An 18,070-nucleotide genomic window follows, 5' to 3' on the forward strand; every position below is an offset into this window, starting at 1 on the left:
CCTAGCCGCGGAACCTGAGTACGGTGACGAACCCCTCCGCGCCGTCGGCGCTGTGCTGTCCGAGGCGGGCGGTGCCGATCAGCGTTGTGGTGGGTTCCTTGCGCCCGAAGCCGGCGGAATACCAGCCCAGCATGGGGTGTCCCCTCCTCGAAGAGCTTGGGGAAGGGCCGGTCTCGCCGCGATGCGCCCGCCAGGACAGCTCTCCGGGCAGGTCGAGTACCGCGGAGCGGCCCTCGCCGTTCCGGGTCCAGGTGAGCTGTGCCCGGTTCCCCACCAGGTCCGCGGTGATCGCCGGGCCGAGGTGGAACGCCAGGCGCACGGCCCGGCGTGGGCCGCGTGCCTCGTCGACCACCCGTAACTCCTGGCTTGCGGCGGTCAGTTCCACCCGGCGGCGGTGCACAGAGGGCTGGTATCCGTAGTGCTCGGCGCACCAGCGGGCCGTCCCCCCGTGGGAGGTGCCGGATGTGTCCGCGACCAGGACGCGGGTGCGGGCATGGCGGGTCCACAGGAACGGGCCGCCGGAGACGGACTGGTCACCGCCGTCCAGTTGCAGGGTGTTGTGGCCGAGGGTCGACCGGAAGTACTGCCGCCACTCGGGCTGCCCGTGGTAGCAGTACGTCCCCGGGTCGGCGAGCACATCGACCCCGTCGTGCCGGACCTCCACGGACAGCGCGTCCGCGTGGGCATGCGCGGCGATGGCCAGGAACCCGTGCGGGCCGCCGTCGCAGCGGCACCAGATCTCCCCCGGTCCGCGAAGGATGGTGAGCCCCGCGTCGGCGAAGTGGGCCGGTCGGTCTTCCGGGCGAGGTGCGCCCTTGTTCTCGTTCGGCTTGATGAGCGCGGCCAGCAGCGGGGTGCGTACATCGGTGCCGGTCACCGTCGGCCACCAGTCGAGCCGGCCGAACACGGCGTCCCCGGTGGCCAGCAGCGAGGCCCAGCGGTCGGTGCCCGCACCGTCCACGACCAGACCGTGACCGTCGTCGGCGTCCCCCTGGCGCGGCGGCCGCAGGCGGCTGTCGACGATGGCCGCGAGCGCGTCGGTCATCCGCAGCAGCACCAGCCGGATCGACGCGGGGACCGGCACTCCGGCGGCGTCCGCCTCGGCCAGCGCGGCCAGGCCGAGCTCCAGCACGAGTCCGTGGTACTCGGTGGCCAGCTCGCGGTTGAGGCCGGAGGGGAAGGTGTTGCTGCGCAGATGCCGCTCCAGCGACCGCAGCGCGTCGGCCCGCCAGCGCGCCGAGGAGGGGAACCAGCCGAAAGCGCAGGCTGCGGCGAACTGCCCGGTGGCCTCGGCGATGACGTGGTTGTTCGCCGACGAGCCCCGGCTGGGGAAGGCAGCCAGCCAGCGCTGGTGGTGCCAGATCTGGCGCAGCGCCACCGGGTTGTCCTCGAACAGCCCGGCCGCGCCCGGCCAGCCCTCCAGCAGCCGGCGGATCCACACCCAGGACAGCAGCCGGATGCCCAGCTCGATGCCGCTGATCCAGTGCACGCCGCGCAGCGGCGGGTTGGCCGCCCACCAGGACCGGAGGTGCCCGGCCACGCGCTCGGCGTACCGCTCGTTCCCGGTGATCGCGTAAGCGGCGGCGAGCTGGGTGAGGTACTGATGCCGGGACAGCTCCCAGATCTGCTTGATGTCCCCGACCGCGTCCTCGTTCCGGTACGGCACGTCGAAGGCGTAGCCCCCCGGAGCCCGGCGCCCGGTCTTCGGGTCGTACCGCCAATCCGGGTCGGCCAGGTCGTCGCGGTCCACCCCGAAGTACTCGGCGTGCCCGTCCATCAGCCGGTCCGCCTCGGCGATGAGACGTTTCGCGGCGTCCGGCGGCACCGCGGCGATCGTCCCGGCGGGCAGTACGGCGGTGAACCGGGCCCCCGTCACGCGCGGGCAGTTCGGCCGTGCCGACCGCCACTGCCGCCTGCGCACCGCGTCACCCACCCGACCCGCGACCTCCCGCGGCCCCATCCGGGACAGCCGCCGCAGGTACCAGCCCGCGCTCATGGTCATCGCGCCCTCGCCAATGTCACGGGCGCGCCACTGGCCAGTCCGGCCCGCACCGCGAGGGTGGCCGCCGTGGTGGCGACCAGCGACTCCAGCGGTATCGGCATCGGCCCGCCGGTCCGCACCGCCTTGATGAACGCGGCCAGTTCGGCGTTCTGGCCCTTGTCCCGGGCCTTGGGCAGCCGTGAACTCACCCACCGTTTACTGCCGACTGTGCCGTCCGAAAACACCGAGGCACGGACGAAGTCGTCGAGCCGCAGCACCCTGCCGTCCGCGATGAGGTCCAGCGTCTCCTTGGGGAAGCCGGGTGCGCCGGTGGTGACGTAGCTGATGGTGGCGGTGGACCCGTCCGGGTAGCGCAGTACGACTTGGAGGTCCTCGTTGCCGGAGGTGGCGACCGCGTACACCGAGACCGGGTCGGCCCCGAGCAGCCAGCTCGCGGTGTCGATGAAGTGTCCGCCCTCGCCCGCGAACCGCGAGCCCTCGGTGCCTTGTTGGAGGTACCAGCTGCCTTGCTGCAACCGTCCCGCGTTGACCAGGTAGCGGAGGTTCGCCGGGCCGGTCCGGGTGCCGAACCGCTTTCCGGCCTCCCGCAGCAGCGGCGCGAACCGGCGGTTGAAGCCCACCTGCAGCCGGTCGTTGCCGGACTCCTCCACCGCCGCGAGCACGCTGTCCAACTCGTCCTCGGTGAGCGCCAACGGCTTCTCCACGAACACCGTCTTGCCGGCCAGCAGTGCCCTGCGGGTGAGTTCGGCGTGCGAACTGTGCCGGGTGACGACGAAGACGGCATCGATGGACTTGTCGTCCAGCACGGCGTCGAGGTCGGTGGTCGCCTCGGCGAAGCCGAACTTCCGTTGCGCGTTGGCCGCGGACAGCGCCGTCGTGGTGACGACGGTCGACAACTCGACGCTGTCGCGCTGTGCCAGATGCGGCAGCAGCATCGATGTCGCGTAGTTTCCGGCGCCGACGAACGCCAACCGTACGGGCGTCTTGGCGGCCCGGGTCGGACTCCGTTTTACGTTCACCGCAGGCACGGTCACCGCCGTGGCCACCGCTTCGGCCGTGTGCTCGGGGTACCGGAACAGCACGGCCACGGCCTTCAGTTCACCGTCCTTGAGGCGCTGGTACGTCTCGACGGCGTCGTCGAAGTCGGCGACGTGGGAGACCAGGGGCTCCACATCGACGCGGCCACGGGCGACGAGGTCGAGGAAGCACGCGAGGTTGCGGCGCTCGGTCCAGCGCACGTAGCCGATCGGGTAGTCGCGCCCCTCCAGCTCGTACTCGGGGTCGTAGCGCCCGGGGCCGTACGAGCGGGAGAACCGGACGTCGAGCTCCTTCTCGTAGTACGCGTTCCAGGGGAGGTCGAGGCGGCACTTGCCGATGTCGACGACCCGGCCGCGGTCCCGGCTCAGCCGGGCTGCCAGCTCGACGGGCTGGTTGCTGCCGCCACCGGCGGACAGGAACACCTGGTCCACGCCCAGGCCGCCGGTGAGTTCGGCGACGGCAGCTTCCACGGCCGCCGACGCCGGATCGCCGCAGGCCGCGGCGCCCAGGCGCTCGGCCAGCTCGCAGCGCACCGGGTCGGGGTCGACCCCGACGACGCGGACTCCCGAGGCGGCCAGCAGCTGCACCACCAGCTGCCCGATCAGCCCGAGGCCGATGACCAGCGCCACCTCGCCGAGTTGCGGCTCGCCGCGGCGGACGCCCTGCAACGCGATCGACCCGACGGTGCCGAAGGCCGCGTGCCGCGGCGCGAGACCGTCCGGCACCCGGGCGTAGAGGTTCTTCGGCACCCAGTTCAACTCGGCGTGCAGCGCGTGCTCGTTGCCCGCGCAGGCCACGAGGTCGCCGACGGCCACATCGTCGATGCCGGTGCCGACCTGCTCGACCACCCCGCACAGCGAGTAGCCCAGCGGCGTGTAGGAGTCCAGCTTTCCCATCACCTTGCGGTAGGTGGCGGGCACCCCGTTGGTGGCCACGCTCTGCATGACCTTGGCCACCTGGTCGGGACGGGAGCGGGCCTTGCCCACCATCGACATACCGGCCTCGGACACCTTCATCAGCTCGGTCCCCGTGGAGATCAGCGAGTAGGCGCTCCGGACCAGCACACCGCCCGGCTTGCACCCCGGCACCGGCACATCGAGCAGCGACAGCTCGCCGCTCTTGTAGTTCTGTACAACCTGTTTCACTCGAACTCCCCAGAAGTCGCGCCGCGATACCAGTACTCGAGGGTCAGCACATGCCACAGATGCTTGGAGTAGTCCCGCTGCCCGGCGGCGTCCTCGGCGACCATCCGCGCCAGCGCGTCCCGGCGCAGGAACCCGGAACGGACGAGCACACCGTCGTGCACCACCTCGCGCACCAGCGGCGTCAGATCCCGGCTCATCCAGGCCCGCAGCGGGGCACTGAACAGGCCCTTGGGCCGGTACACGATCTCCCGGGGCAGGACCGAGGTGGCCGCCTCCTTGAGGACGGCCTTGCCCTGCCGTCCGACGATCTTGCGATCGCCGGGCACGGCGAACGCCGCCTTGACCACCTCGACGTCCACATACGGCACCCGCACCTCGGTCGACGCGGCCATGCTCGACCGGTCCGTATATGTGAGGTTGAGGCCCGGCAGGAACATCCGGGCGTCGCCCAGGCACATGCGGTTGACGAAATCGTCGAGGTCGTTGTCCTGGTAGGTGTCCGCATGCTCGGTCAGCACGTCGTCGACCGTCCCGGCCAGGTCCGGATCGAGCAGGGCGAGCAGCTCGTCCTGGTCGTACATGGTGTAGCTGCGCCGAAACGCGGTCTCCTCCGGCAGGTCGGCGAAGGAGAGGAAACGCTTCGCGAAGCGCACCGACCGGTACCCCCGGCGGGCCGTGGCGACCGGCAGCCGGTCCACGGCCGCTGACAGGCCGCGCCGCAGGGGCCGCGGGACGCGCTGGTAGCGCAGCGCGAGCAGGTTGGCCAGATGCTTGCGGTAACCGGCGAACAGCTCGTCGGCGCCCATCCCCGAGAGCATCACCTTGACCCCGGCCTCCCGCGCTGCCGAGCAGATCAGGAAGGTGTTGATCGCGGCGGGGTCGCCGATCGGCTCGTCCAGGTGGTACGTCATCCGCGGCAGCAGGTCGAGCACGTTCGGGGCGATCTCGATCTCGTGCAGGTCGACGCCGAACCGCTCGGCCACCTGCCGGGCGTAGCGCAGGTCGTCCGGCATCGCCTCGAACTTGGCGTCCTCGGCGCGGAACCCGATCGTGTACGCGGAGATCCCGGGCTGGTGGCGGGCGGCCAGCCCGGTCAGATAGCTGGAGTCGAGGCCGCCGGAGAGGAACGTCGCCACGGGGACGTCGGAGAGCAGGTGCTGCCGGGTCGACTCCTCGACGAGCGCTGCCAGGTCGGGCGTCTCGCCGCTACGGGCCCGTTCCCGGCCCTCGGCGGCGACGTCCTTCAGGTGCCAGTACCGGCCGCGCTCCTCCCTGCCGTCGGGCCGGAGCCTGAGCCAGCTTCCCGGCGGCAGCTTCTCCGCCTCGCGGAACGCGCAGCGTGAGTCCGGCACCCAGTAATAGAGCAGCGAGGCCACCAGCGCCGCATGGTCCACCTCCAGCGACCCGCCGGTCACGGCGGCGAGCGCCTTCAGCTCGGAGGCGAACACCAGTCCCCCGGCGCGCCGGAGCAGGAACAGCGGCTTGATGCCCAACTGGTCGCGGGCGAGGACCAGTTCACCGGTCCGCTCGTCGAAGATCCCGAACGCGAACATGCCGCGCAGCCGGGGCAGACAGTCCGTGCCCCAGCGCCGCCAGGCCTCCAGCAGCACCTCGGTGTCGGAGGTACCGCGGAAGCGCACCCCTGCGGCTGTCAGTTCGGCACGCAGCTCGGGCGCGTTGTAGAGCTCGCCGTTGTACGTCAGGGCGAGGCCGCCCGAGACCATCGGCTGGGCACCGGTCCCGGACAGGTCGATGATGGCCAGTCGGCGGTGTCCGAGGTGCACTTCGCCGTCACCGGCCGGGTGGCTGTAGCGGCCGGCGCCGTCCGGACCGCGATGGGCGAGGGTCTCGGTGAGCCGGTCGGTCACGATCTTCCCGTCCGGCCATCGGTAGGTGCCTGCGATGCCACACATGTCCTACCGCGCCTCCTGGTCGTCGCCCGGGACCCGTGCCTGGCCGTCGTCCGGGACCCGTGCCTGGCCGTCGTCCGGAACTCGTGCCTGGTCGTCGTCCGGGACCCGTGCGGCCCGCATCGGCAGCCGCTCCGACTGCCGCGGGCCCTCCCCCACTGCCTCAACGGCGTGGGTGGGGGTGCCCCCAGCGGTAGCTGGGGGAGTACCTCCACCGTTCTGCCGAGCCTGCCGCTCGTTCCGGCCGCGCGGCGCGGTGTGCGGGCCGTCCCACAGCGTGCCGTCGGTCCGGTCACGCGGATCGGGGTCGATCAGCACCACACCGAGCACCGGAATGCGCTGGTCGGCGAGGTGCCGCGCCACGGTGTGCAGCCATGCGGCGCTGCCGTGCCCGGCACGCACGACGAGCACGGTCCGGGTGCCGAGGTGCTGGAGGTCGGTCCACGCCGTGCCGGGCGCGACCGAGCCGACGCCGATCCGGCGCTCCTGAGGTGACACGTCCGCGGCACGCTCGCCGCTGACCACGGTCGGGCCGCCCGGCTCCTGGCGGTGGTTCGCGAGCTGCGGCCCCGGCAGGCCGTCGACGACCGTCACCGGCCCGTCCGCCGCCAGTGCCCCGGCGAGGTTCAGGGCGAGCACGCTCGTGTTGCGCGCACAGCCCAGTTCCAGCAGCGACAGCGGTTCCGCGGAGCCGCGCACGGTGCGGGCCAGGGTCGTGGTCAGCCTCATCCGTGCCGCCCGGGTCCGTCGGCGCTGCCACAGCCCGCCCGACCGGCGGGGCAGCTCCGCGATGACGGAGGCGCCCAGGTTCACCGCGATCTCTCGACGCAGCATGGGACGGTCCGCCACCACCGCGCCGACCGCGGCCACCGCGAGCCCGAGGACGAGCCCGAGGAGGAGCCCGATCACGGCGTTGGTGCCAGCGGCCCTGGGCAGGGAGTGCTGCACCGCGCGGGGTGCGTCCACGATCCGCGTACCGGCGATGATCCGGGGGGTGCCGGTGCGCGCCTCCGCGGCGCGCTGGTCGAAATCGGCAATCCGCGAGTCGAGTTCGGCCCGGCGGGCGAAGAGCGACTCGATGCTCGCCGACGCTTTCGGGGCGCTCTCAGGCGATCGGCCTCCGATCGCCTTGTTGACCTCGGCGAGTTCCTCCCGCATCCGGTCACGCTGGTCGAGCAGGGCCTTGGCCTCGGCTTTGGCGGTCTCCCGCATCCGCCGCACATGGTCCGCGACGAACGCTTCGGCCAGCGCCTTGGCCCGGGCCACCGCTTCCGCGTCGCTGTCACCCGACATATCGATCCGGAGCAGGTTGTTGGTCACGCCGGTGCCGCGGTAGTCCTGGATGAAGTCCTCGGGGTTTTCCGGGGACTTGAGGGACTTCAGGGCCTTCTCGGCGATCCGTGTGGTCCCCAGCAGTTCGACGTCGGTGCGGATCAGCGTTCCGGTGTCGTTCGGCTGGTCCTCCTGGTGCGCGACCAGCACCTTGGTCACCGCGGTCGGCGGTGGTGGCAGCAGGACCGCCACCGCCGCGCCGACCAGCAGCCCCAGCAGCCCCATGGCGCACCAGATGCGGCGGCGCCTGCGCACAGCGGCCACCAGCGCTTGCAGATCCAGCAGCGGAACGGCCGACGACTCCGACGTCTTGCTCGTCGTCACGCTGACCCTCCCCTCGCGTCGTCGCCGACCGCGATCTTCGGCGTGGCGTGCTGTGGAGGATCGTCGGCAGTCCGCGTCGGACGGGCCCGGACCGGTCCGGCGACGACGAACCCGACGACCTCGTGCCCCGCGTCCGCACACGCCTCGGCGACACCGGCGAGCTCCCATGCGGTCCAACTGCCCGCGCTGAGCACGACCAGGGCACCGGACTCGGCGCCGCGGTCCGGCACCAGCGGCCGGGACACCGGCACTTCCACCACCCGCAGCAAGGAGTCTCCGCTGCTCGATGAGCTCGGGGAAGGATCGCTCCCGGCCTCGGCGGCGAGCTGTCCGGCGGCCCGGCGGGCGATCTCGTCACCGTCCGGTACGACGACCAGCAGCCGCCGGGGGGCGGGCAGTTTCTCCCGGAGGCGAGCACACACCCGCCGGTAGCGGATCCGCATACTGGCCTCGTCGCCGGACATCCGCGGGGTCGGTATGTCCCACCGGGTGTCGACGCCCAGCAGCCGGCGGATCCAGGCCAGTGGGCCACGGCCGTCGGGCCGGTGCGCGGGCCGCTCACCAGGCACCTCGACGGTGCCCAGCAGCGCCGAGCCCAGCGCCGCGGCGATCTCCGGTTCGGTGCGCAGTCGGCGGCTCATCCGTGCGGCGGCGAGATGGCCGACGACCGCGAGCACGAAGAACAGCAGCGCCCCGGCAACGATGAGTTGCGTCCTCGTCGGTGGTGCCTCGCCGGTCGGCCGGGCCGCAGGGCCCATGACGACCATGCCGGCCTTGTTGGTCGCCGGTGCCGCCTCGTCCAGCTTCTTCATGGCCTCCTGCAGCGCGGTGCGCAGCTTCTCGAGCTCGGTGCGGGCCTGCACGCCCTCCACGGTCTGCCCCGGATCGGCCGCATTGGCCAGGTCGGTGATACGGCGGTTGGTCTGCACCACCTTCTGCCGCAGCCCCTCGGGCCCCGCCGCCGCGTCGGGGTCGGTGCTGTCGCCTGCGATCCGCGTGGCGAAAGTGACGAATTGCTGGGCCACCCGGTCGGAGAGCTGCTGCGCGCGCTCCGGGGTCTCGGCCGTACCCGAGACCTTGATGATGTTCCCGTCGGCGGCCTTGGCGCTCACCCGGTCCCGCAGTTCGGCGCCGCTGACGCCCGTCCAGCGGAGCGTGGCAGCCGCACGGTCGACCACCGCCGAACTGGACGCGATGTCCGCCTGGGTCAGCAGCTCGCGCTCCTCCCACTGCCCCGGCAGCAGCACTGAGGCCGACGTCGTGTAGCGCGGCGGGAACAGCACCGAGGCGCCGTAACCGACGAGGGCGCCCACCACGGCGAGGACGGCGAGCAGCCGCCAACGCCGACAGAGAATCCGTCCGATCGTGACCAGGCGAATAGTGTCATCGCTCAACGGCGCCGCCTCTTCCCTGTGCGGACCGGGGCGCCCGCCGACATCGGAGTGTCGCGGCAGGCAGCGGCGTAGGCGTCGAGCAGCGATTGCTGGGAGTTCCGCCAGGAGAGCTGTCCGCCGATCCGCTCCTGGCCGATCTTGCCCATCCGGGCCCGCTGTTCCGGATCGTCCAGCAGCAGCGCGATGAGCCCGGCGAATTCGGCCTCGTCGTTGGCGGGCGCGTAGACGGCGGCGTCCCCGGCGGAGACTCGCGCCTCCTTCAGGTCGAACGAGACGATCGGCCGGCCCATCACCATGTACTCCAGGACCTTGTTCATGGTCGACACGTCATTGAGCGGATTGCGCGGGTCCGGGGAGAGGCACACGTCCGCGGTGGACAGGTAGCGCACCAGGTCGGCGTCCGGAACGCGCCCGGTGAACTGCACCTGCTCCGTGAGCCCGAGCCGCCGGGACAGCTCGACCATCGCGTCGAAGGTGTCGCCGGCGCCGACGAACACCGCGTGCCAGTCGGTACGCCCGAGCTCGTCGCGCAGCTTCGCGAGGGCGCGTAAGGCGTAGTCGACGCCGTCCTGCGGGCCCATGACCCCGAGGTAGCACAGCAGATGAGGCTTGCCGCGCTTCAGCTCCGGTTCCGGCGGTACGGGGCGGAACCGGTCGGTGTCGGGCGCGCTGCGTACGACGAATACGTCCGCAGGGCGGCGGCCGCCACGGCGCAGCGCGACATCGCGGTAGCTCTCGTTCGTGGCGAGCACGATGTCCGCGGCCCGGTAGGTCCGGCGTTCCAGCGCGCACACGGCGCGGTAGAGCAGGTCTTGGCCGCGGTCGAACCGGGAGAGGTACAACTCGGGTACCAGGTCGTGCTGGTCGAAGACGAACCGCGCGCCGCGCCGCTTCAGCCACAGCGCCGGCAGGAACAGCAGGTCGGGCGGGTTGCAGGCGTGGACCACATCGACCGGGCCGACCCTGCGGGCCAGCCGGAGCGTGTGCCACAGCGCCGATCCGTACTCCCGCAGATAGCCGGCCGGTCCTCCGGTGGCGGCGCGCAACGGGTAGCGGTGGATCCGCACCCTGTCGATCTCCGCCTCCGGCTCCGTGTCCCGCTTGCTCCCGCGGGGGCAGATGACGTGCACCTTCCAGCCCGCGTCGCGCAGCGTCGTGCACTCCTGCCACACCCGCCGGTCGAAGGGCACCGACAGGTTCTCCACCAGGATCAGCGCGCGCCGGACCGGCCGGTCGCCGCCGGCTCTGTCACCAAAAGATGCGTCACCAAGCAATGCCCATGTACCCCTGTTCGGCCCGGCGCGCCTCGGCGTCGGGGAGGCGGATGAGGTCGATGAGCACCGGTCCTTCGCCATGGGGCAGCGCCGACAGCACGGCCGGGTCGCTGGTGCCGACCAGGCACACCTCGGCGTGCTCCAGCACCTCGCCGACGGAGTCCGCGAGCAGCTGCGCGAGGTGTGGCAGCCGGGTCTCGATGTACTCGCGGTTCGCGCCGAGCAGCCGGGAGAGGCTCACGTTGGCGTCGTAGATCTTGAGGTCGTACCCCTTGCCGAAGAGCCGCTCCGCCAGCTCGACGAGCGGGCTCTCGCGGAGGTCGTCGGTGCCGGGTTTGAAGGACAGGCCGAACAGCCCTGCACGGCGCTTGCCGGTGCGCTCGACCAGCTCCACCGCGCGTTGCAGATGGTCGGAGTTGGAGGGCAGTACGTGGGCGAGGATGGGCACCGAGACGTCGGCCCGCTGCGCCGCGTGGACCAGGCTGCGTAAGTCCTTGGGCAGGCAGGAGCCGCCGAAGGCGAAGCCGGGCCGCAGATAGGCGGGGCTGATGTTCAGCTTGCGGTCGGCCAGGAACACGTCCATCACCTGGTGCGAGTCCACCCCGAGTGCCTGGCATACCGCGCCCAGCTCGTTCGCGAAGCCGATCTTGAGGCCGTGGAACGCGTTGTCCGCGTACTTGATGGCCTCGGCTGTCGGGACCGGCACCCGGAACACCTCGCCGGGCAAGCCGTCGTACAGCGCTGCCACCGCGTCGCCGCTCGCCGGGTCGAGTTCGCCGATGACGGTCTTGGGCGGGTCGGAGAAGTCCCGCACGCTTGTGCCCTCGCGCAGGAACTCCGGGTTGACCGCGACCCCGAAGTCCACCCCGGCCGTGCCGCCGACGTTCTTCTCCAGGATCGGTATCAGCAGGTTGAGGCAGGTGCCCGGGAGCATGGTGCTGCGGAACACGACGGTGTGCCGGCCCCCTTGCTCGGCCCCCTCGGCCAGCGCGGCACCGATCTGCTCGGTGACCCGCTCCAGATACGCGGTACACAGGCTGCCGTTGGGCTCCGACGGGGTGCCCACACAGACCAGCGACACCTCGCTGCCCGTGATCGCCTCGTGGACGTCACCGGTGGCGCGCAGCGCTCCGGCCCGCACGACCTCGGCGATGAGCTCGCCGATCCGCTCCTCGACCACCGGGGCCTTGCCGTCGTTGACCAGGTCGACCTTCGCCTGGTTCACGTCCACCCCGATGACCTCGTGACCCAGACCGGCCAGGCACGCGGCCGACACGCAGCCCACGTAGCCGAGCCCTAAGACGCTGACCCTCATGACCCGTTCCTCCCCCCAGGCAGGCCCCTCCGGCCTGCGGTCCGCGCGCCGGCCGGACGGCTGGATCCGCGCATCAGTAGGCCCCCTGCCCTTGGAGGACCGCGCGCAGGGTCTTCCACAAGATCACTGTGTCCAGGGCGAGCGACCAGTCCTCCACGTACCGCAGGTCCAGCCGCACTGCTTCCTCCCACGGCAGATCGCTGCGTCCGCTGATCTGCCACAGGCCGGTGAGCCCGGGCTTGACCAGCAGCCGCCGCCGGATGTCCGGGCCGTACGCGGCGGACTCCTCCGGCAGTGGAGGCCGCGGACCGACGAGCGACATCGATCCGGTGAGTACGTTGAGAAGCTGCGGGAGTTCGTCGATCGAGTACCGGCGCAGCACCGCTCCCACCCGGGTCACCCGCGGATCCCGGCGGAGCTTGAACAGCAGCCCGGCGCCCTCGTTGCGATCGGCCAGCTCGGCACGTGCCGCGTCGGCCCCGGCGACCATGGTGCGGAACTTGAAGATGGTGAACTCGCGGCCGTCCTTGCCGACCCTGCGCTGGCGGTAGACCGCCCCACCCCGGCTGTCTGCCAGCACGAGCAGCCCGACGAGCACCATCAGCGGCGCGAACAGCATCAGCAGGACCGCCGCGGCCATCCGGTCGACGATCTCCTTGACCGCCCGGCGGGCCCCGGTGAAGGTCGGCATACTGACCCGCAGCAGCGGAATCCCGAGCACCGCGTCGACGTGCAGCCGCGGCCCTGCCACCTCCATCAGTACGGGAGCCACGACCATCTCGGCATCGCTGCCTTCAAGGTTCCAGGCCAGCCGCTGCAACTGGTCCGGTGACCAGTGCGGGTCCGGTGTGACCGCGACGACACGGTAGCCGTCGCGGCGGACGTGGCCCGCGAGGTCGGCCAGCCGGCCGACGACCGGCACCCCGTCCAGGTGGTCACCGTCGAGCCCGAGACCGTCCGGTGTGCACACCGCCTCCACCCGCCAGCCGAGGTGCGGGAACTTACGGACTCGGGTGATCAGGTCGCGCACGGTGGCCGGGCTCCCGGCAGCGAGCACCGGTCGCAGGCACCTGCCTTCTTTCCGCTGGTCATGCAGCCAGAGGCGGAGCAGATACCGCGCGATCATGGTGATGAGCGCGATTGCGGGGATCGCGACGAAGATCCAGAGCTTGATGTTGCGCGAGGCGAGGGCGATCCCGCCGAGCGCGAGTACGACGGCCGCCGTGAACAGTGAGCGTCCGAGCCGACGGAATTCCTCGGCGCCCTGGCCGAGCACGGCCGGCGCCCACGCCCGGCTCACCGCGAGCGCTCCCAGCACCAGCAGTTCGGTGCCGAATGCGAGAATTCCCCACTTCTCGTGCCAGTTGGCCGCGTCCCGAGCCCCGAAGAAGATACCGATCGCCGCCACCACAATGGCGGTGGCCACGGTATCGCTGGTGATCACGGTACGGCGGTACCGCTGCTCCCAGTCGATCGCGGGCCGGCTGAGTGCCCCGTTCGCCGGACGCTCGCGCGCCGACGGAAACGGGTCGACTAATTCCCCCTGCCGCACAGGACCCCCCAAGTCGCCAGTGTTTCGACGTGTTCGCCTCGCACTGTTCCCTCCGGGAGGCAACCGCCCCCCGGCGCCGCGCTGTTCCTCCCCCAGGGAGGCCCCCGCCCCCCGCGAACGACTTACCGGCTGTTGCAGCAGTACTTGAACACCCCACCAGGCGGCAGCGGACTCGTCTGTCCTGCCGGACTCTCTCGGTGCTCGGGAAACCGTCGAAACCCCGGGTGCTCCCCACACCCAACGCCCCCGCTCAGGCCCCAAGAATCGAGCACCCCTACGTCTGGCTCCGAGGACACGACTACCGGCTGTCCGCAACTCCGGACCTATAGATCACCATTTGTCGCCTCGTGTCCAAACATGTGAAGCACCGTCAATGTAGACCATCGGGGCCCGTCTGAAGAGGGCCATGTGTGCACTTTGTGCTGAACATTTGAAGATGCATCCACCGACCGGCGACCGTCTCCGGGCACTTGAGGGCACAGAGGCACCTTGTGACCTGCGAGGACGGGAGTTCTCCGGGTTACCGCACCGGCAACCCGAAGGCGTCCGGACAATGCCATCCGGGCCGCACAACCCGCAGACGAGGAGCGAGAGTTCACCGAACCGTTGCCCGCCAGTCGGCAGATTCGCCCCGCGCCCGTACCCCGAGCGGCTGCGTGTGCGGGGTCGAGGGGGTGCCGGAAGCCGTGCGAGGGCTTCCCCTCGGTTGGCCGCCGCACCCAGGACGATCTCGGTCAGCCCAGGAAGCTCAGCCGCACATGGCTCGGCCGTCTGGCTGGACCGAGAGCGTCGGACGAGCGTGACGACCAGTCGAAGCGGGCTCAGGCGGGCCCACCCACAGTTGCAGCCGGGCGCGCGCTGACAGCGATCGAGTGAGGGAACATAGCGGCGACGCGCACCACGACGAGATCGCTTGCTGGACAGACCCTTACTGGCGGGCCGCCCGCAGACGTCGCAGTCGGCGGTGGCTCCAGCCGAGGAGCACGAAGAGTACGACGCCGGAGAGGATCAGACTTCCGCCGGTGCTCCAGCCACTGAACGGCAACTGCGGCACCAGCACCCAGGCGACGCCGGCACCGATCAACCCGAGGCCGACCAGCGTCGATCCAGCGATCCGCCACTTGGACGACACGCTCTCCTCGGCGGCCTGCATGGCGCGGAACCGCACCGGTTCCAAGTGGCGGTGCAAGGCGGGGACAGCACGGGCGAGCAACACCATGCCGGCGAACACCAGCAGCAAGCCGGGGCCGGGGAGGACAAGCAAGGCGATGCCCACCGCGACCAGCGCCCCGCCGGCGATGGCCCATACGACCCGCAGCACCGGATGCAGGTTGTTGTCCCCCACGTCATCTCCCGTTCCCGTCGCTCGCAGCGTGGACCCTGCGCCCCTGATCCGTGTCCCGACCGGGCACCGAAGGCCCCACGGCCCCGGCGGAGCCGCCAGGTGCCGGACTGCCCGCCCCGTTGCGGTCGGCCTCGCACCGCGCCGCGGGCTCAAGGGCTTGCTGGACCAGGATTCGTCGCCGTACAGGCGGAGAACCGGTACCACGCCCACCGGCCACCCGACTGGCTGAAGCTGAGCTGTCCCCGCCCGCGGGAACACGGCTCCGCGAGAAACAATCCGGATCGCCGAACTCCGGTGACCTGCGGTGATCCGGGTCAGCTCGACCTGACCCACCAGCCTCTCGACGTGCGCCGCGCAGGAATGGCGCTTCCCCTCCACCTGGAAGGCGTTCTCCAACGGAGTCGTACGACTCCGTTGGCATCGGGGCACTTCCCGTTTGCACTCACCGAGCGGACAACCAAGACACGGAGCAGCGTCACCCCAGGAAGCTCAAGCGGACCCGACGCTCCGGATTATCCCCATTGGTGTCCACCAGGCAGACGGACTGCCAGGTGCCGAGGGCCAGTGCTCCGCCGATGACGGGCAGGGTGGCGTGCGGGGGCACGAGGGCGGGGAGTACGTGGTCGCGGCCGTGGCCGGGGCTGCCGTGCTTGTGCCGCCAGCGGTCGTCCGGTGGGAGCAGGTCGCGGAGGGCGGCGAGCAGGTCGTCGTCGCTGCCGGCGCCGGTCTCCAGGAGAGCCACTCCCATGGTGGCGTGCGGCGTGAAGACGTTCAGCAACCCGTCCCGGCCCTCGGCCACGTCCCGCAGGTAGGACGCGCACTCCCGGGTCAGGTCGTGGACGGTCTCCTGGGAGCCGGTCCTGATGTCGATCTCTCGCGTCGTGAAGCGCTCAGCCATGGGTTGATCTTCTCAAAGAAGGACCATGATGCGGGCTGGGCGAGGCGTGGCCCGTTCCCCGGCGCGACCGCGAGTGGGCTGCCGAGCCGCCCTCGGCGTACGAGGCCGTACCGGCTGGCCACAGCGCAACGGCCCAGGAATCACGGGGAGTTGGGCGCAGCGGCCCCGGCCTTGGCGGCTCGGGAAGTTCTGCGGGGTCCGAGTAGTTCGTAGAAGCATGAACAACGTAGCGGTCGTGGTCATCGGTGCGGGGCAGGCCGGGCTCTCCAGCGCGTATCACCTGCGACGCGCGGGGTTCGAGCCCGGCGCTGACTTCGTGGTTCTGGATCATTCGCCCGAGCCGGGCGGCGCGTGGCAGTTCCGGTGGCCGACGCTGACCTACGGCCGGGTGCACGGCATGCACGCACTGCCCGGTATGGAGCTGACCGGCGCGGACCCCGAGCGGCCGTCGTCGGAGGTGATCGCGGAGTACTTCGCCGCCTACGAGCAAGCTTTCGAACTGCGGGTGCGGCGGCCCGTCGATGTGCACGAGGTGCGGGACGCGGGCTGGGGCGGGCGGCTGCTGGTGCGGACCTCGGAGGGTGACTGGGCGGCGCAGGCCGTGATCAACGCGACCGGCACCTGGGACCGGCCGTTCTGGCCCCGGGTGCCGGGACAGGAGGTCTTCGCGGGGCGGCAGCTGCACACCGCGCAGTACTCCGGCCCGGTGTCGGACGCCTTCGTGGGCAAGCGGGTGGTCGTCGTCGGGGGCGGGACGTCGGCGGTGCAGCATCTGATGGAGATCGCCGAGGTGGCGCGGGAGACGCTGTGGGTGACGCGGCGCCCGCCGGTGTTCCGTACCGGCCCGTTCGGTGAGGAGGAGGGCCGGGCCGCCGTGGCGCTGGTCGAGGAGCGGGTACGGGAGGGGCTGCCGCCCCGCAGCGTGGTGTCGGTGACCGGGCTGCCGATGACCGAGGCGGTACGCCGCGCCCGGGAGAGCGGGGTGCTGGAGCGGCACCCGATGTTCGCGCGCCTCACCGAAACCGGTGTCGAGTGGGCCGACGGCAGCCGGGCCCCGGCGGACACGGTCCTGTGGGCGACCGGCTTCCGCCCCGTCATCGACCATCTGTCGCCGCTGCGGCTGCGTGAGCCGGGCGGCGGCATCCGGCTGGAGGGCACCCGGTCGGTTCGCGACCCACGCGTCCACCTGGTCGGCTACGGGCCCTCAGCCAGCACGATCGGCGCCAACCGCGCGGGGCGGTCGGCCGTACGGGATGTGCGGGCACTGCTGTCGGCTGCGGAGGAGCGGGCGGCAGCGATGCCCGTCCCCGCCGGGTGACCCGGCCGGGGCGCTGCGCTCCGAGCGTCAGCCGCGCGACGGCAACGAGTGTCACCCCCCTGACGAACAACGAACGTCAGCCGCGCGACGGCAACGAGGACGCCCTGACGACCAGCTCGGGCTGGAGCACGATGCGCTGGTGCTCGTGGTGGGCCGCGTCCTCGCCGGTCTCCTCGATGAGCAGGTCCGCGGCTGCCTGGCCCATGCGGTGGGCGGGCTGTCGTACGGAGGTCAGCGGGACAGCCGCGGCGGCGGCGAACTCGATGTCGTCGTATCCCACCAGGGCCACTTCCTCGGGCACGGCGACCCCGGCCCCGTACAGCGCCTGCAGCACGCCGAGAGCCATCAGGTCGTTGGCGCAGAAGACGGCTGTGGGGCGCGGTGACATGCCCAGCAGCCGGGCGCCCGCGTCGCGACCGGCCGCGACATCCATCCGGGCGCCCTCGATGTGCCGCAGCTGGGCACCGGTGCCGGAGGTGCGCAGGACCTGGGTCGCGCCGGTGTACCGGTCCCGGCACTGGCTCAGCTGCATCGGTCCGCTGACGTAGGCGATGTCGCGGTGGCCGCTCTCGAGCAGGTGGCGCACGGCGAGCCCGGCGCCCTCGATGTCGTCGACCGAGACTGAGCACCCCTCGGCGCTGGGCACCACGCGGTCGACGGAGACGAACGGGATGCTGTGCCGCTGGAAGGCGGTGAGGTTCTCCCCCGTCGTCTCCGTGGGGGTGATCAGTACGCCGCGGACCCGCTGCTCGGCGAAGAGGGAGAGGTAGTCGGCCTCCTCGCTGGGGCTCTGCGCGCTGTTGCAGAGCATGACACCCAGACCAGCGGCGCGCGCGGCCCGCTCGGCACCCGTGGCGACGTCGACGAAGAACGGGTTGGCCATGTCGAGCACCAGCAGGGCGATGATGCGGCTGCGTCCCGCCCGCAGATGGCGGGCGGATTCGCTGCGCACATAGCCGAGCCGTTCGATGGCGGACTGCACCCGCACGCGGGTCTCCTCGGCCACCATGGCGGGCCGGTTGATGACGTTGGAGACCGTGCCGACGGAGACCCCGGCCGCGCGGGCGACCTCCTTGATTCCGACCGCCCGGCTCACCTGGCCGCCCCGGTGGCTCGCGCTCGGCCGCGCCGCTTCCCCCGCACCGTGCTCAGCCCCTCCCTGCCGGCCGGCCCGGCACCTCGGAAATCGACGTCCTGGTTCCGGTGACATCGCACAGGCCCAG

12 protein-coding genes are annotated in these 18,070 nt (G+C 71.5%); 1 reads left to right on the plus strand and 11 read right to left on the minus strand.

All coding sequences use genetic code 11. From position 1 onward, the window contains the following. Window position 1: 1 nt before the first annotated feature. The 10 genes from ACQEU8_RS03275 to ACQEU8_RS03320 form a co-directional block, all read right to left on the minus strand. Complete coding sequence (locus tag ACQEU8_RS03275; protein ID WP_433096579.1) at window positions 2-2,002, minus strand: alginate lyase family protein; 2,001 nt, start codon at window positions 2,000-2,002, stop codon at window positions 2-4. Then, on the minus strand, window positions 1,999-4,185 hold the full coding sequence (locus ACQEU8_RS03280; RefSeq protein WP_433096581.1) for a bi-domain-containing oxidoreductase: 2,187 nt from the start codon (window positions 4,183-4,185) through the stop codon (window positions 1,999-2,001). The genes ACQEU8_RS03275 and ACQEU8_RS03280 overlap by 4 nt, the downstream gene beginning before the upstream one ends. Next, complete coding sequence (asnB, locus tag ACQEU8_RS03285) at window positions 4,182-6,098, minus strand: asparagine synthase (glutamine-hydrolyzing) (protein WP_433096584.1); 1,917 nt, start codon at window positions 6,096-6,098, stop codon at window positions 4,182-4,184. Before asnB ends, ACQEU8_RS03280 begins: the two co-directional genes overlap by 4 nt. A gap of 3 nt (window positions 6,099-6,101) precedes the next feature. Beyond that, window positions 6,102-7,751 carry a Wzz/FepE/Etk N-terminal domain-containing protein gene (locus ACQEU8_RS03290; RefSeq protein ID WP_433096586.1) on the minus strand — a complete coding sequence of 550 codons (1,650 nt, stop codon included), beginning with the start codon at window positions 7,749-7,751 and terminating at the stop codon, window positions 6,102-6,104. Further along, window positions 7,748-9,145 (minus strand): Wzz/FepE/Etk N-terminal domain-containing protein, encoded by a 1,398-nt coding sequence (locus ACQEU8_RS03295; protein ID WP_433096588.1) that lies wholly within the window; start codon window positions 9,143-9,145, stop codon window positions 7,748-7,750. The genes ACQEU8_RS03290 and ACQEU8_RS03295 overlap by 4 nt, the downstream gene beginning before the upstream one ends. Further along, window positions 9,142-10,419: a glycosyltransferase family 4 protein gene (locus ACQEU8_RS03300; RefSeq protein WP_433096590.1), complete on the minus strand. Its 1,278-nt coding sequence runs from the start codon at window positions 10,417-10,419 to the stop codon at window positions 9,142-9,144. The genes ACQEU8_RS03295 and ACQEU8_RS03300 overlap by 4 nt, the downstream gene beginning before the upstream one ends. Then, a complete protein-coding gene (locus ACQEU8_RS03305; RefSeq protein ID WP_433096592.1) occupies window positions 10,409-11,734 on the minus strand; it encodes a nucleotide sugar dehydrogenase in 1,326 nt (441 codons plus the stop codon). Before ACQEU8_RS03305 ends, ACQEU8_RS03300 begins: the two co-directional genes overlap by 11 nt. Before the next feature lie 73 nt (window positions 11,735-11,807). Next, window positions 11,808-13,286 carry a sugar transferase gene (locus tag ACQEU8_RS03310; protein WP_433096594.1) on the minus strand — a complete coding sequence of 493 codons (1,479 nt, stop codon included), beginning with the start codon at window positions 13,284-13,286 and terminating at the stop codon, window positions 11,808-11,810. Window positions 13,287-14,214: 928 nt separating this feature from the next. Continuing rightward, complete coding sequence (locus ACQEU8_RS03315; protein ID WP_433102113.1) at window positions 14,215-14,616, minus strand: PGPGW domain-containing protein; 402 nt, start codon at window positions 14,614-14,616, stop codon at window positions 14,215-14,217. Between the two features lie 490 nt (window positions 14,617-15,106). After that, complete coding sequence (locus ACQEU8_RS03320; RefSeq protein WP_433096596.1) at window positions 15,107-15,529, minus strand: YjbQ family protein; 423 nt, start codon at window positions 15,527-15,529, stop codon at window positions 15,107-15,109. Window positions 15,530-15,746: 217 nt separating this feature from the next. Here ACQEU8_RS03320 and ACQEU8_RS03325 point away from each other — a divergent pair, with 217 nt between their 5' ends. After that, the gene (locus ACQEU8_RS03325; protein ID WP_433096598.1) at window positions 15,747-16,847 is read left to right on the plus strand and encodes an NAD(P)-binding domain-containing protein; all 1,101 of its coding nucleotides are present in this window, start codon (window positions 15,747-15,749) and stop codon (window positions 16,845-16,847) included. Window positions 16,848-16,923: 76 nt separating this feature from the next. Here ACQEU8_RS03325 and ACQEU8_RS03330 read toward each other — a convergent pair whose 3' ends face one another. After that, window positions 16,924-17,943: a LacI family DNA-binding transcriptional regulator gene (locus tag ACQEU8_RS03330; protein WP_433096600.1), complete on the minus strand. Its 1,020-nt coding sequence runs from the start codon at window positions 17,941-17,943 to the stop codon at window positions 16,924-16,926. Window positions 17,944-18,070: the final 127 nt, after the last annotated feature.

The sequence above is a fragment of the Streptomyces sp. CA-250714 genome, assembly GCF_050936705.1.
Classification (GTDB): Bacteria; Actinomycetota; Actinomycetes; order Streptomycetales; family Streptomycetaceae; genus Streptomyces.